Origin of the sequence: Streptomyces sp. NBC_00984, from assembly GCF_045162475.1 — a bacterium.
GTDB lineage: Bacteria > Actinomycetota > Actinomycetes > Streptomycetales > Streptomycetaceae > Streptomyces.
In genome coordinates, this window is record NZ_CP108734.1 from 4468434 (window position 1) to 4481472 (window position 13039).

The following is a 13039-nucleotide window of genomic DNA, read 5'->3' on the forward strand; positions in this document are numbered from 1 at the left end:
GTCAGCCCTCGCCTCCCCGGAAGACCGGAAGCTCCAACTCGGGGTCCGTACGCAGGAATTCCAGCCGGACCGGCATTCCCGTCCGCACCTTGTCGTACGGCACGCCGATGACATTGGCGACCATCCGCACCCCTTCCGCCAGCTCGATCAGCGCCACCGCGTACGGCCCGCCCGCCCCGTCTGCGCCGAAGGCGGGGAAGGGCGGGTGGTGCATCACCACCTGGCTGAAGACGGTGCCCTCACCGCTCGCCTCGACCGTGTCCCACTCCTGGCCGCCGCACGCGTTGCACCCGGGCAGCCAGGGAAAACGCAGCGTGCCGCAGTCGCCGCAGCGCTGGATCAGCAGCCGGTGCTCGGCGACGCCCTGCCAGAACCCGGCGTTGTCCCGGTTGATCACCGGCCTCGGGCGCAGGCTCCGTCCACCGCCGCGCGGTTCCCGCTTCGGCGCCGCCGGGGTGTACTTGAGGATCCGGAAGCGGTGCGTCCCGGCGGGTTCCCCGTCCGCCCGGACGTCCATGCGCGTGGTGACGAAATAGCCCGTCCCCAGCTTGGTGGTCTTCCGCTCCGAGACCGATTCGACGACCGCGTCGAACGTGATCCGGTCCCCGGGCCGCAGCGGGCGCAGATACTCCTGCTCGCAGTCGGTCGCGACCACCGAGGTGTATCCCGCGCCGTCGAGCAGGCCGAAGAGTTCCTCGTACGCCGCGGAGCGGTCGGTGTGGCCCGACAGACCGCCCATCGTCCACGCCTGCAGCATCGTCGGCGGAGCGACCGCCTCCGGCCCCGAGTACGCCGGGTTCGTGTCCCCCATCGCCTCGCACCAGTGCCTGATCATCGGTTCGTTGACCGGGTCCTTGCCAGTGCCCGCGGTCGCGGCGGCCCGCCCCTCGAACTCCTTGAGCCGCCCGTACAACTCGTCGGGTTCCTCGCACACCTGCCGACCCTCGGGAACCTGCCGACCCTCGGACATCTGCCGACCCTCGGACATCTGCCGCCCCTCCCGCACGACCGTCACCGCCTGCCCCTCTTCATGCCGAGCCGCATCGTCGCGACGATCTCCCGCTGCACCTCGCTCACCCCGCCCCCGAAGGTGTTGATCTGCGCCGCCCGGTTCATCCGCTCCAGCTCCCCGTCCCCGAAGGAGCCGGTCGAACCGCCCCGCACCGTGCCCGCCTCCCCGGTGATCTCCTGGCACATCCGGTACACCTCGACGGCGCTCTCGGTCCCCGCGAACTTCACGCCGCTCGCCTCGCCCGGGGCCGGCGAACCCGCCCCGACATCGCCCACCAGACGCCAGTTGAGCAGGCGCGTCGCCGCCAGCCGGGCATACGCCTCGGCCAGCCGGCCGCGTACCCACGGCTCGTCGGCCGGGCACCTGCCCGTCACGGGATCGGGGGTACGGGCATGGGCGAGAGCCGCCTCGTAGAAGTCCTCGGCCTGCATCCCGATCGCCGCGAGAGCCACCCGCTCGTGGTTCAGCTGATTGGTGATCAGCCCCCAGCCGCCGTTCTCCGGACCCACCAGATTGGTGACGGGCACCCGGATCCCGTCGTAGTAGGTGGACGTCGTGGTGAGCCCGCCCACGGTCTCGATCGGTGTCCAGGCGAAGCCGGGGGCATCGGTCGGGACGAGGATGATCGAGATGCCCTGGTGCTTGGGCGCGTCCGGATCCGTGCGGCAGGCGAGCCAGATCCAGTCCGCGTTCTGGGCGTTGCTGGTGAAGATCTTCTGCCCGTCGATCACCCAGTGGCCGCCGCCCTCGCCGCCCTCGCCGCTCCCGGGGCTCCCGGGGCTCCCGGAGCCTTCCGGGCCGGAGCCGACGTCCGGGCCCGAGGCACCGACGCGGTCCCGCACCGCTCTGGTACGCATCGAGGCGAGGTCCGTACCGGCCTCGGGCTCGCTGTAGCCGATGGCGAAGACGAGCTCGCCGCTGAGGATCCTGGGCAGGAAGTACGCCTTCTGCTCGTCGGTCCCGTACCTCATCAGCGTCGGGCCGACGGTGTTGAGGGTGACCATCGAGACGGGCGCCCCCGCCCGGTACGCCTCGTCGAAGAAGATGAACTGCTCGTCGGCGCCTCGCCCCTGGCCGCCGTACTCGACGGGCCAGCCGAGTCCGAGCATCCCGTCGGCGCCGATCCTGCGCAGCACCCGCCGCTGCCCGGCCGGGTCCCCGTCACCCGGGGGCGTCCCCGCGTCCCTCCCGGGCATCACCTCGCGGAAGTACATGCGGAGTTCGGCGCGCAGCTGTCGCTGACGTTCCGTCTGGGCGAGGTGCACGGCGGCTGCCTCCCGGACACGGGTGTACGGATCAGGGTTTCTGACTGTCCGTCAGATCTATGGCCGCTGTCAAGGTCGACGACGCCCCCGCCGCGGTCCGAACACCACATCGCCCGCAACGCGAAACGGTCCGCGCGGGGGTGTTGAAGCACCCTCGCGCGGACCGCTGTTCCACCGACCCTGACCCGCCCCCCGACCGGCCCATGACCGGCCACGACTCACCAGAGCTTGGTGAAGTTCACCACGAAGTTGTCGTTGTCCTGGTCGATCGCGGTGTACTCCGAGCCGTTCACCTGCGCGGTGTTGCTCTGGTTCGACGCTCCGGAGCCGACGGCCTGCTGCTGGGACGTGGACGAGTTGCCGCAGTTGTCGCCGTCGACGCCGCTGCCCACGACCGTCGCAACGGCCGCGTTCGACCCGTCGTTCGCGAACGAGCCGCTGTCGGCCTGGGCCACGCCACCGAAGAGCGCGACGGCGAGGGGCAGGGCGGCAACAGCGGCGAGGGCACGAGCGGTACGGATGCTTGCCATGTCAATTCCTCCAGGAACGGGAAGTACGGCTTGTTCCGGGACAGCCGGCCGACCGCCCCGGTGCTGGTCACGACGTCGCGAGACCAGAGCATTCCACCGGACCCCCGGCGAACCACGCATGCGACCCGATTCCCCCGCAGGCGTGAGGAAGCACCCGATAAACCCTTTGCGCGCCCCACGCGCCCCGGCGCACACCCCGTACGCGCCCCATCCGGACACCGCCCCACCACCCGATCCCTTACACCCCAAGGGAACAAGCGTTCCGGAGCCCGGCTCACCGACGCCACGCCCCCCTTCCCTTTTTCGAACACCTGAACGAAAATAGAACCATGGCCATCACCGCCCGGCAGACCGCCACCCTGGCCCTGGCCCACGCACTCTCCGCCGCCGAGCGCGGGCTCCCCGTCATCCCGCTGACCGCCCGCAAGCTCCCCGCCCTGCCCTCTCCGCACCGCAGCGACGACCGCCGGTCCACCTGCCGGGGCGCATGCGGCCTTCCCGGGCACGGTGTCCACGACGCCACCACGGACCCGGCCGCCGTACGGGCCCTCTTCGCCGCCGCCCCCTGGGCCACCGGCTACGGCATCGCCTGCGGCCGGCCCCCGCACCACCTCATCGGCATCGACCTGGACATCGACACCACCGGCAGCAGCGACTCCGCCGCATCGCTCCGGCGGCTGGCCCTGCACCACCTGTTCACGATCCCGCCGACCGTCATGGTCCTCACCCCCAGCGGCGGGCGGCACATCTGGCTGACCGGCCCGCCCGGCGTTCCCGTGCCGAACTCCGCGAGCCGCCTCGCCCCCGGCATCGACATCCGGGGCGCCGGTGGCTACCTGGTGGGACCCGGATCGGTCACCCCGCGCGGCCGCTACCGACTCGCCCCGGGCACCGCCGGCCTGCCTCCGGCACGCTGCCCCCTCGCGCTCCTGCGCCTGCTCATGCCTCCCGTACGCCGCCGGCCCGGCGCCGCCGACCGGCCCGACCGGGGCCGGGGACTGGTCCGCTTCGTCCTCGCGGCACGCGAGGGCCAGCGCAACACACGGCTCTTCTGGGCGGCCTGCCGCGCCTACGAACACGGCTACGGCGACGCCCTGGCGGACGCCCTCACCCACGCCGCCGTCCGCACCGGCCTCACCGAACGCGAGGCCCGCGCCACGATCGCATCGGCGGCCCGTCTCACCACGGCCGCGCCGGACGCGGCTCCCGGAGGCCGTCCGCCGGACGGCCTTAACCCGCGGAGCTGAGTTCCCAGAACCGGAAAACGGTCGACGTGTCCAGACAGTTCTGCAGACCCCGGACGTTCTCGTTGGCGACCGCGTACTGCTTCCCCTGCCAGAGCGGCAGGAGCGGCACCTGATGCGCCACGATGTCCTGCAGCTTGATGAACGGCGTCCGGGTGTTCGAGCGGTCGGTCATGGACGAGGTCTGCGGGATGATCCGTTTGGTTATGTCGCTGTTCTCGTAATTGTTCGACAGGACATTCCCGTCACCGAAGAACGGCTGGGTGAAGTTGTCGGGGTCGGGATAGTCCGGCACCCAGCCCTTCACATAGATGCCGTACTTGCCGTCGGCGATGCCCTTCTCGTACTGGTCGAACGGGACCGACCTCATACTGGCGTCGAAAAGACCGCTCTTGTTCAACTGATCGGCGATGGTCTGGAGTTCGTCGTCGGTGGCGGGCCCATAACGGCTCGGAGTGGACCAAAGGGTGAGTCTCACCTTGTCGGTGATACCGGAATCCCTCAGGACGTCCTTCGCCTTCTGCGGCTGCGGACTGTCGCCGTAGGTGTTGAAGAAGGAGTTGCCGTGCCCGGTGATACCGACCGGGACGATCGAGTAGAGCGGTGTCGCCGTGGACTGGTAGACCTCGCTGACCAGGGCGTAACGGTCGACGAGATAGGCGATGGCCTTGCGCACGGCGAGCTTGCCGACCACCGGGTCGGCAACGTTGAAGACCATGTGCTGGACTTCCGCGCTGCTCCCCTGGACCACGTCGATGCCGTCCTTCTCCGCGGTGGGCGAAGTGTCCAGGGCGGCTATCGTCTTGGCGGTGAGACCGCGGTACGCGATATCGACATCGCCCTTCTCCAGAGCGGTCTTGAGCGCCTGCTGGTCGCCCTGGAAGAGCTTCATCGTCACGCCGGAGTTCTTCACCTCGGCGGTTCCGTGATAGCCGGAATAGACCGAGAAGTCGGCCTTCGACTTGTCTATGGAGTCCAGCTTGTAGGGACCGGAACCAACCGTTTTACCGCCCTTGAGCAGACTGTCCTTGGGATATACCCGGCGGTCCACGATGGAGCCCGCACCCGATGCGATCTTGCTGGGGAATGTCGCGTCGGGCACCTTGAGCCGGAATACGACGGTCTTGTCGTCCGGCGTGCTGATCGACGAGATAGTGGAGAGCAGCGGCGCCGGGCCCGCCGGGTCGTTGATCTTGATCGCCCGGTCGAAGGAGTACTTGACATCCGCCGAGGTGAGGCTGTGGCCGTTGCTGAACTTCAGCCCGTCACGCAGGGTGCAGGTGTAGGTCTTGCTGCCGTCCGAGAAACCGCACTCGTCGGCGGCCTCCGGCACCGGGATGGAACCCCCGGGCGGGAAACTCAGCAGCGACTGGAAGACGTTGTTGAACAGCAGCCAGGACCCCGGGTCGTACCCCGCGGCCGGATCCGTCGCCAGGATGCCGTCGGACATGCCGACGACCATTCTGTCCTTGCTCTCGAACGGCCAGATCTGATCCTCGGAGCCGCAACCCGCCAACAGCACCGCCGCCAGTCCCCCGGAGATCAAGGTGGCCGACCGCCTCGTACGAACCTTCACAGAACGTGCCTCATACTCTCGGCCGGGAACGTGGGGGTCCCCGGACAACCGGATCAGGTCAGAACTACTGCGAACGTCGCGGCCGTCCAGCACTGTCAGCCCGGCCGTGCGCGGTGGTGCGGACCGACAGCCTGACTGGACATGGTGTTCACCAGGGTTCTTCGTAGTGACTGACTGCCAAATGGCAGCTGATGAACGATGGAGCACAAATCATGATCGGTCTCGTGGTGCTTTGACAATCTAGTAGTACGGGGCGCCACGTGGTGGCACATCAAGCGACAAACATCGTCACCGGAAGCCGGTGCCGTCGGCGCGAATGGCTGGTATCGAACCGTGCCGGCCGACCGGCCGAACCGACCGCCGCACCTTTACCCCTGGTCAGCGAACGAGCCCCGGATAAAAGGGACTTGGTCCACGCCACCCCGGACCTCCGCGATCTCCCGCAGTCCGTCCGGAACAGTGCGTACCGCAGCGGCATCCGCGCACAGCCAACGCATGGCAAACGCACCGGTAACGCACAGAACGACGACCCCCGACCGAACCCGGCGGGTTCTAGCGATCCCCGCAACACCCTGGATTTCAGGGAGTTGCGGGGATCGTGGATTTTGAGGAGTTGAAGGCGCGGTTCTTCGAGGCGCTGGACCGGGAGAACGGGAGTGTCTCGGGTGCTGCTCGGGCGGTTGGGGTGAGCCGACACACGGCGGCGGGCTGGGCGCGGAAGGCCGGCGTCCGTGGTCGTGGGAAGACGGGCACCAGTGGGCATCCGGGGCGGGCGGAGTACGACCGGCTTCGCGCGTCGGGGGTGCGACGACGGGATGCCGCGGCGCAGGTCGGGGTCCACGAGCGCACAGCCAAGGACTGGGACCGCGGGATCCGGAAGATCGGCAACGCGCGCCTGCACCCCGATGGGCGAGGGATCGACTACACAACGGGCATGACCAGCACCGTCGCCGTCACGTCGGCGCCCTCTCTTGCGGCAGTCGAAGCCGAGCTGCACCCACGGTTCCTGACGGTGGCCGAGCGGGAGTTGATCGCCGACATGCGTCGTGAGGGCCGCTCACTGCGGGCGATCGGACGGGCACCGGGCCGGCCGGCATCCACCGTCAAACGTGAGATCGATGCCCGTTGCGTCGAGGGCGTCTATCAGCCCCACCGGGCACAGCGGGCCTGGGCGAAGAGCCGGGCACGCCCCAAGCAGTCCAAGCTCGCCCACGACGGTCCGCTGCGCGAGTACGTCGCGGGCAAACTGCAGCAGCAGTGGTCACCCGAGCAGATCTGTCACGCTCTGGTCATGGAGTTCCCCGACGACGAGGGTATGCGGGTGAGTCCGGAGACGGTCTACCAGGCGATCTATGTCCAGGCCCGTGGCGGGCTGCGGCGCGAGATCGCACTCGCGCTGCGCACCGGGCGCACCCGCCGCAAGCCACACCGTGGCCCGGAGCAGCGCACTCGCCGGTTCGTCGACGAGATGGTGATGATCTCCGAGCGGCCTGCCGAGGTCGAGGACCGGGCGGTGCCCGGCCACTGGGAGGGCGATCTGATCGTCGGCCCCCGCAGCGAGAGCGCGATCGTGACGTTGGTCGAGCGTTCCACCCGCTACGTCATGCTCGGGCATCTGCCCGGCGGACACACCGCCGAGGAGGTCCGTGACGTGCTGGTGCCCTTGATCCAGACCCTGCCCGCGCACCTGCGCGGCTCGCTGACCTGGGACCAAGGCTGCGAGATGGCCGCGCACAAGCAGTTCACCGTCGCCACGGGAGTACCGGTCTACTTCTGCGATCCGCACTCCCCCCGGCAGCGCGGATCGAACGAGAACACCAACGGTCTGCTGCGGCAGTACTTCCCCAAGAGCACCGACCTGTCCGTGCACAGCGCCGCAGACCTCGAACACGTCGCTCAGCAACTCAACGGCCGACCACGCAAAACGCTCGGCTGGAGAACCCCAGCCGAGCGCCTGCGTGATCTACTGACGACCGCATAGGCCATCAGGTGTTGCGAGGACCCCGAGAATCCGCCACTTCCGGTCGGGGGCCGTTCATCTGCGGTGGGTGTGCGGCCCCACTGATTGCCGGTGGCAGCCCGCCGTGCTCTTCCGGCTCTACGCCAAGATCCTGCGGGGCCGGCAGGACCGTGCCAACGCCCTGATCGAGCAGGGACTCACCGGCGGATGAGTGCGTGAGTCTGGCCCGCGCATGGCCCAAACGCACTGGTCAGAACCGGGATACAGGCGACCAGGGGTGAGACGGGGTGAACGCAGAGGGCGGGTCTCCGGCTCGGAGACCCGCCCTCTGACCTGCTGCTTCTCTGACCTGCGGCGGTGGGTGTGGGATTTGAACCCACGGTGACTCGCGCCACGACGGTTTTCAAGACCGTTCCCTTAGGCCGCTCGGGCAACCCACCCCTGCTCCGCCCACCTGTGACGGAGCGCCTACAGCGTACCGGCTGATTGATTCCGCCGGGCAATCCCGGTCGCTCGCCCGCTCCGCCGCAACTCTGTCCGTGGCCGTTCGCGTGGGTGATACGTGCCTCTGCGGGCTCCGGCAGCCGTCGGATCACCGCTCCGGCGGCGTCGCCCGGCCCGGTCAGCTGTCGCCGTTGCGCTCCCCCAGGGTGACCTGGGCCGTTGCCGTCCGGCCGTCGCGCTTGTAGGTGAGCGTGACCCGGTCACCCGGCTTCTGGGTCCAGATCTCGCCGATCAGGGTCGGGCCGCTGTCGATCACGGTGTCGTTGAACTTCGTGATGACATCGCCCGCCCTGAGGCCGGCCCGGTCAGCGGGCCCGTCCTTCGACACGGCCGCCGTACCGTCCGCGCCCTGGTCGGAGATGACCGCGCCGCCGGTCTTCTCGTTCATGGTGACCGTGGCGCCGATCACCGGGTAGACCGGCTTGCCGGTCTTGATCAGCTGCTGGGCGACGTTCGTCGCCTGGTTGATCGGGATCGCGAAGCCGAGGCCGATGGAGCCCGCCTGGGTCTGGCCGGCGCTGCTGCCGGTCGACTGGATGGCCGAGTTGATGCCGATGACCGCACCGCGCGCATCGAGCAACGGGCCGCCGGAGTTGCCCGGGTTGATCGAGGCGTCGGTCTGCAGGGCGCTCATGTACGAGTTGCTGCCACCGGAACCGTCACCGGAGGCGACCGGGCGGTTCTTCGCGCTGATGATGCCCGTGGTGACCGTGTTGGACAGGCCGAACGGGGCGCCGATGGCGATCGTGGAATCGCCGACCGCGACCCGGTCCGAATTGCCGAGGGCCAGCGGGGTGAGCCCCGACGGCGGGTTCTTCAGCTTCAGGACGGCGACGTCGTAGCCCTGTGCCCGGCCGACGACCTCGGCGCCGTACTTCCTGCCGTCGGAGAACGTCGCCGTGAGCTGGCCGTTGTCCGCCGCGGAGGCCACCACGTGGTTGTTCGTGAGGATGTGGCCCTCCTTGTCGTACACGAAGCCGGTGCCCGTACCGCCCTCGCCGTCACCGCCCTGTGCGTCGATGGTGACCACGCTGGGCAGCGCCTTGGCCGCCACGCCCGCGACCGTACCGGGATCGCGCTTGAGGTCCTGCGGGTTGGCCGACGCCGAGACAGTGGTCGAGCCGGAGGTGTCGTTGCGGTCGGCCGCCCAGTAGCCGAGGGCGCCGCCGATGCCGCCGGCGATCAGCGCCGCGGCCGCCACCGCCGCCACCAGGCCGCCCATGCCCCGCTTGCGCGGGCCTTCGGGGGCGTACGGCTGGGGCGGGGCGCCCCATACCGGACCGCCGCCGTCCGCACCGTGGGAGGCGTATGTCGGCACGGCGGGCGGGGGCGGCCAGTTGGCTTCGGCGGCCGACTGGGGCGCATGGGGATTGTGCGGCGCATGAGGCTCGTGGGGAGGCGTCGCCGGGACGGAAGCCATGGGCGTGGTGGCCGCGGTGGCCGGCTCCCCCGCCGGGGCGGGGGTGGACGCGGGCGGGCTCCCGGGCGACTCCTGAGGAGCGTCGGCCGGCACGGGAGGTACGGACGGAACGGCCTTGGCCGCAGTGCCCTCGTTGCCCTCGTTCTCTGTGCTCACAGCTCTTTACTCCTCGGTTCCACATCATTTTTTGGCAAGAGATCCGCTGTGTACGTGTCCGGTGACAGCTTTTCCCAAGGCACGTCAGGCCACTGTAAGCAGGACCTGTGCATCCGCACACCAATCTTTACATCGGGCAAAACGATCCCCCGGTGCAAGACGCACCGCAGTCGCGGCGCAGTCACGGCGCAGTCACGGCGCAGAGGTGCACACATCCGCCGCGCAACGTGCGCACAGCGGTCGCCTCCCGGTGACACGATGACGCAGTGACCCACGCACGGCAGCAATCCACGCACCACCCCATCCAGGTCATCGCTCACCGGGGCGCGTCCGACGACGCCCCCGAGCACACGCTGGCCGCGTACCGGAAGGCGATCGAGGACGGCGCCGACGCCCTGGAGTGCGATGTACGGCTCACCGCCGACGGCCACCTGGTGTGCGTGCACGACCGCCGGGTGAACCGCACCTCCAACGGCCGCGGCGCCGTCTCCGCCCTGGAGCTCTCCGAGCTCGCCGCCCTCGACTTCGGCTCCTGGAAGGACCGCGAGGAGTCGGAGTCCCCGGACTGGGATCCGGTGCCGGGGGAGCTCACCTCCGTACTCACCCTGGAACGGCTGCTCGAACTCGTCGTCGAGACCCGGGCCGCCGGGCGTCCGCTCCAGCTGGCCGTCGAGACCAAGCACCCCACCCGCTGGGCGGGCCAGGTCGAGGAGCGGCTGCTGCATCTGCTGAAGCAGTTCGAGCTCGACGCCCCGCCGGCCGACGGCCCGTCGCCGGTACGCATCATGAGCTTCTCGGCGCGTTCCCTGCACCGCGTCCAGGCCGCGGCCCCCGCCCTGCCCACCGTGTACCTGATGCAGTTCGTCTCGCCACGACTGCGCGACGGGCGGCTGCCGGCCGGGGCGCGGATCGCGGGGCCGGGGATGCGGATCGTACGCAACCACCCCGCATACATCGAGCGGCTGCACCGCGCGGGGCACCGTGTGCACGTCTGGACGGTGAACGAACCGGAGGACGTCGAACTCTGCGTCGACCTGGGCGTCGAGGCAATCATCACGAACCGCCCGAAACAGGTTCTGTCACAACTGGGACGCTCTTAACATCAGTTACACGGAGTGCACCGGCGCATTCGAACCGTATTCGATCGTTACGAGTGCGTCACTGGCAGTCCATTGGCCGGTTTCCGGTCCAGTCCAGGAGGGCATCCACTCCGTGGCGTGGGGCAAAGGAGGTCTCGGGGGTGGCGTTGGTGGTGGCACAGGAAGTGCCCACGTCGTCGAGCATGGCCGTACCCCATGGCCCTGCGGGCGTGGGCCAGGCGCGGCACCGGATGCGCGAGCAGTTGCGCAGCCACGGGGTGTCGGACTCGGTCGTCGACGATGCTGTATTGATTCTTTCCGAACTGCTCAGCAATGCCTGCCGGCACGGCAGGCCGCTGGGCCGGCACACGGATGTGGGTGACGGCGACGTCCGCGCGGCGTGGCGCGTCGACAGAACGGGCGGGCTGACCGTCGAAGTGACGGACGGCGGCGGTCCGACCCGCCCCGTTCCGGCCACACCGTCGGTGACGGCGCGTGGCGGCCGGGGGCTCAACATCATCAGCGCGCTCGCCGACGAGTGGGGCGTACGCGACAGCTCGTCCGGCGAAGTGACCGTCTGGGTCCTCGTCAACGAGGGACATGGACAGGTGTCCGGGGTGCCGGGCAGACCGGGCAGGCCGGGTGCACCGGCCGTTTCCGTGCCGGGCGTGCCGGGGAAGGCCGTGTCGGGGGCGGGTGTGTCGGGGGCGGGTGTGCCAGGAGCGGGCATGTCGGGAGCGGGCGTGTCGCTCGACGGGCTGGGCTTCGCGGACGCCTTCGACGACGTGGGCTGACCTTCCGGCAGGGACACCGGCCGCCGCGACGGCCGAGGCGTCGCCGAGGCATCGGGGCGCGTCCGCGCGGAAAGACGCGTTCCGCACTCCGGTACCGCCGGACGTGTGGGCGCATGTGTCCCGCGCACGACAGAGGCGGCTAGGCTCGCGGCCCAGACCGCACTGTCGCAATCGGGAGAAAGCCCACCATGGCCAAGAAGCGCCCTCAGACCAAGGCCGGGAAGCAGCAACTCAAGGATGGCGAGATCCCGGTGGTCGGGGCTCGCGAGCCCTGCCCGTGCGGTTCGGGCCGCCGCTACAAGGCGTGTCACGGCCGCGCCGCCGCCCAGGCCGTGACCGAGCTCGTCCACCGCCCCTTCGAGGGTCTGGCCGGCGAGTGCGACTGGGTCGCGCTGCGCGAACTGGTGCCCGCCGCCACGGTCGCGCTGACGCTGAAGGACGGGCTGCCCGAGGGCGTGCCCTCGGTGACGCTCGCGACCGTCCTGCCCATGGCCTGGCCTGCGCTTCGCCGCGACGACGGTTCGGTGCTGCTCGCCCTGCAGAACGACACCCCGTCGGGTGACCTCAGCCGTGACCTCGCGAACACGCTGCTGCGGGCGCTGGACGCCGAGCCCGGTTCGGCCGTGGCTGCGCAGCGCGTGCCGGCCGATGGTCCGCGGCTGCAGGACGTGCTCGACCCCGCCGCGGCGTTCGAGCCCGTCGTCCACTCCGGCTTCGGGTTCTGGGTTCCGGACGCGGAGAACGCCACGCCCGAGGTGTCGGCCTCCCTGCAGCGCGCGAACGAGGCGGCGATCCCGACGACGCGGCTCGCCGGTGTGGACGCCGCCTACTGGTGCGAGACCCCGGAGAAGAACCACCTCCGCTGGGTCATGCCGCACGCCGAGGAGCGGCTGCTCGACGCGCTCGCCCGGCTGCACGCCGCCGGCACCTCCTCGCTGGGCGAGGGGACCAGGCTGGTCGGCTCCTTCCGGGCACACGGGCTGATGGTCCCGGTCTGGGACCTGCCGAGCGCGATGGGGGCCGAGGAGTGCGAGAAGCCCGCGGCCGAGTTCGCCGAACGGCTGGCCGCGGCGCTCGACTCGGACGCGCCGCTCAGTGCCGAGGAGCGGCGGGCCCGCGGCGGGCTCACCAACCGCCAGGTGACACTCAGCTGACAGCGACACCCCCGGGGTCCACCGGACCCTTCGGGTGACTCGCGTCACAACTCGCCGTACTCACAGGTAAATCCCTGTCCGAATACGCGAGATCGAATTTGCGAACGGCAGATCTCTTGTTACCGTTCTAGAAGCCCGGTCGCTGGTGCATCCCCCGTCGCCAGCGATCGGGCATTCTCATTTCCGGGTACGGCGCACAGCGCGCAACGCGGCGCACGAGCCCGCGCACAAGCCCCCTCACCCATACGCTCCTCGTTCATCGAGCGCCGCGGCCCACGACCGCCCCGCCGCACCGGCGCCTTCACGGGCACACCGACCCGGCCCGGCGGAACGGGAGGGGCGGAG

General features: G+C 69.9%; 11 protein-coding genes and 1 tRNA gene. 6 read left to right on the plus strand and 6 right to left on the minus strand.

The features are described 5' to 3' along the window. Position 1 precedes the first annotated feature (1 nt). The 3 genes from OG520_RS19840 to OG520_RS19850 all read right to left on the minus strand — a co-directional run bounded on the left by OG520_RS19840 (position 2) and on the right by OG520_RS19850 (position 2807). Positions 2-970, minus strand: a complete 969-nt coding sequence (locus OG520_RS19840) for a bifunctional MaoC family dehydratase N-terminal/OB-fold nucleic acid binding domain-containing protein (protein ID WP_406014043.1) — start codon at positions 968-970, stop codon at positions 2-4. A gap of 41 nt (positions 971-1011) precedes the next feature. After that, positions 1012-2277 (minus strand): acyl-CoA dehydrogenase family protein, encoded by a 1266-nt coding sequence (locus OG520_RS19845; RefSeq protein WP_406014044.1) that lies wholly within the window; start codon positions 2275-2277, stop codon positions 1012-1014. Between the two features lie 218 nt (positions 2278-2495). After that, positions 2496-2807, minus strand: coding sequence for a hypothetical protein (locus tag OG520_RS19850; RefSeq protein WP_406014045.1), 312 nt, complete (start codon positions 2805-2807; stop codon positions 2496-2498). Between the two features lie 329 nt (positions 2808-3136). Between OG520_RS19850 and OG520_RS19855 the strand changes: the two genes are divergently transcribed. After that, complete coding sequence (locus OG520_RS19855; protein WP_406014046.1) at positions 3137-4054, plus strand: bifunctional DNA primase/polymerase; 918 nt, start codon at positions 3137-3139, stop codon at positions 4052-4054. Here the strand turns inward: OG520_RS19855 and OG520_RS19860 are convergent. Next, a complete protein-coding gene (locus OG520_RS19860; RefSeq protein WP_399328747.1) occupies positions 4038-5627 on the minus strand; it encodes an ABC transporter substrate-binding protein in 1590 nt (529 codons plus the stop codon). The two genes, OG520_RS19855 and OG520_RS19860, sit on opposite strands and share 17 nt — an antisense overlap. A gap of 802 nt (positions 5628-6429) precedes the next feature. Between OG520_RS19860 and OG520_RS19865 the strand changes: the two genes are divergently transcribed. Both OG520_RS19865 and OG520_RS19870 read left to right on the plus strand, forming a co-directional pair. After that, a complete protein-coding gene (locus tag OG520_RS19865) occupies positions 6430-7608 on the plus strand; it encodes an IS30 family transposase (protein ID WP_406016524.1) in 1179 nt (392 codons plus the stop codon). 67 nt (positions 7609-7675) lie between these two features. Further along, positions 7676-7798: a hypothetical protein gene (locus tag OG520_RS19870; RefSeq protein ID WP_406014047.1), complete on the plus strand. Its 123-nt coding sequence runs from the start codon at positions 7676-7678 to the stop codon at positions 7796-7798. Between the two features lie 144 nt (positions 7799-7942). Here OG520_RS19870 and OG520_RS19875 read toward each other — a convergent pair. Further along, a tRNA-Ser gene (locus OG520_RS19875) sits at positions 7943-8027 on the minus strand. A 182-nt stretch (positions 8028-8209) separates the two neighbouring features. Further along, positions 8210-9667 (minus strand): trypsin-like peptidase domain-containing protein, encoded by a 1458-nt coding sequence (locus tag OG520_RS19880; protein WP_406014048.1) that lies wholly within the window; start codon positions 9665-9667, stop codon positions 8210-8212. Positions 9668-9933: 266 nt separating this feature from the next. Here OG520_RS19880 and OG520_RS19885 point away from each other — a divergent pair, with 266 nt between their 5' ends. The 3 genes from OG520_RS19885 (at position 9934) to OG520_RS19895 (ending at position 12694) form a co-directional block, all read left to right on the plus strand. After that, positions 9934-10767, plus strand: a complete 834-nt coding sequence (locus OG520_RS19885) for a glycerophosphodiester phosphodiesterase (protein ID WP_266416657.1) — start codon at positions 9934-9936, stop codon at positions 10765-10767. Between the two features lie 53 nt (positions 10768-10820). Then, the gene (locus OG520_RS19890) at positions 10821-11540 is read left to right on the plus strand and encodes an ATP-binding protein (RefSeq protein WP_406014049.1); all 720 of its coding nucleotides are present in this window, start codon (positions 10821-10823) and stop codon (positions 11538-11540) included. 188 nt (positions 11541-11728) lie between these two features. Next, positions 11729-12694, plus strand: a complete 966-nt coding sequence (locus OG520_RS19895; protein ID WP_406014050.1) for a DUF5926 family protein — start codon at positions 11729-11731, stop codon at positions 12692-12694. Positions 12695-13039 lie beyond the last annotated feature (345 nt).